3 protein-coding genes are annotated in these 1,583 nt (G+C 66.8%); 2 read left to right on the top strand and 1 reads right to left on the bottom strand.

Annotated features, from left to right (window positions below; translation table 11 throughout):
• A partial coding sequence (locus tag BIS11_RS17115) for a GlsB/YeaQ/YmgE family stress response membrane protein (protein ID WP_253586660.1) occupies positions 1 to 210 on the bottom strand: 210 nt, incomplete at its 3' end.
• 151 nt (positions 211 to 361) lie between these two features.
• Here BIS11_RS17115 and BIS11_RS17110 point away from each other — a divergent pair.
• Both BIS11_RS17110 and BIS11_RS17105 read left to right on the top strand, forming a co-directional pair.
• Complete coding sequence (locus BIS11_RS17110; protein ID WP_253426851.1) at positions 362 to 1,231, top strand: D-hexose-6-phosphate mutarotase; 870 nt, start codon at positions 362 to 364, stop codon at positions 1,229 to 1,231.
• Between the two features lie 52 nt (positions 1,232 to 1,283).
• Positions 1,284 to 1,583: YcjX family protein (locus BIS11_RS17105; RefSeq protein ID WP_253586659.1), on the top strand; the 300-nt coding region annotated here is incomplete at its 3' end.

Below are 1,583 nucleotides of genomic sequence, written 5' to 3'. Positions count from 1 at the left end.
CAAGACGACCGCACCCACGGTCGCGGTCACCAGCGAGCCGATGAAGCCGCCGGCGGAAAGACCCAGCAGGCTGAACAGGAAACCGCCGATCACGGCCCCCACGATGCCCACGCCGATGTTGGCGATGATCCCGAAACCGCCACCACGCATAATGTTGCCGGCGATCCAGCCAGCCAGGCCACCGATGATAAGCCATGCAAAAAAGCCCATAACGCCTCCTTGGTTTTTACTTATGCGCAGGTTTTTACCACCTTGCGCGCTTGTCCTAACATAGCACACAGCGCTACTGTTGCTTGATTCTCGGCCGGGCAAGGTTCGCCTCGGCACACTTGTTACTATATGCCCTATTTGAGGAAATGCCATGATTCCCGACTCCCTGGATACGCTCGTCAGAGGCGTCACCGGTCAGGCGCAGGCCACCTGGCAAGACCGCGACGTGGTGATCTTCAACATGGCGTGGGGAGAGATGGTCATCGTCCTGCAAGGCGCCCAGGTGCTGCACTTCAAGCCGCACGACGGCGCGCCCTGGCTCTGGACCACCGCCACGCCCCAGGCGCTGCCGGGCACCATTCGCGGCGGCATTCCGCTGTGCTGGCCCTGGTTCGCCGGCGAGCGCTACGCCGACGAATCCCCCGAGCGCGACGGCCCCTTCCATGGCCTGGCGCGCCAGGCGACATGGCGACTCGATGCCGTCGACGAGCACGCCGAGGGCATCGAGGTCCACCTCTCCCCTGCCGAGCGTCTGCACAGCCTGCTCACCGCGCGGGTGGTCATTCAGGCCAACGCCCAGCGCCTGAACGTCGAGCTGATCAGCGAAAACGTCGGCGAAACGCCGGTGAAGATCAGCGCCGCGCTGCATACCTACCTGAGCGTCGCCCACACCCACCAGTGTCGCATCACGGGGCTGGCCGGCGCGCGCTACCTGGACAAGCTCAAGGAGTTCGCCGAGGCCGAGCAGCAGGGCACCCTGGCCATTCAGGGCGCGGTGGATCGCATCTACCACACCAACGAGGCGGCGCTGCTCGACGACGGCGAGCGCCGCCTGCGGGTCGCCAAGCAGTCCAGCGATTCGACGGTGGTCTGGCACCCGGGCGAGGCGTACCCGGAGGACATCGCGCCGGAAACCGCCTACCGCTTCGTGTGCATCGAGGCGGCCAACACTCGGCTCGATCCGGTCTGGCTGGTGCCCGGCGCCCAGCACTTGCTCGGCACCACGCTGAGCCTGGGGTGAGCATGCGCCCTTCGCCACGCAGAACCCCCTTCGCCCTGCGAGGAAACGCCCCATGCTCCAGCCTTTGAGTCGCGAGCTCAACAACCTTCTCGAGCGCGGCCGCGACCGGCAGCTTCGGCTTGCCGTGACCGGGCTCTCCCAGGCGGGCAAGACGGCGTTTCTGACCTCGCTGGTCAACCAGCTGCGCCACGCCGGGCTCGAGGCCCGGCTCGACTTGCTGCCCGCCGCCCGCGAAGGGCGTCTCTTGGGCGCCAAGCGACTCAACCAGCCGGATCTCGGCGTGCCGCGCTTTCCTTATGATCCCGGCATGGCGGCGCTTTCCGACACCCCGCCGCGCTGGCCGGAACCGACC

This window comes from Halomonas sp. 707D4 (assembly GCF_024158685.1).
Lineage (GTDB): Bacteria > Pseudomonadota > Gammaproteobacteria > Pseudomonadales > Halomonadaceae > Vreelandella.
This window is presented reverse-complemented; position numbering and strand designations above follow the sequence as displayed.

Bases quoted from the DNA above. Each gene is read 5' to 3' on its own strand.
- BIS11_RS17110 (WP_253426851.1), top strand. From the start codon at position 362: ATGATTCCCGACTCCCTGGATACGCTCGTCAGAGGCGTCACCGGTCAG.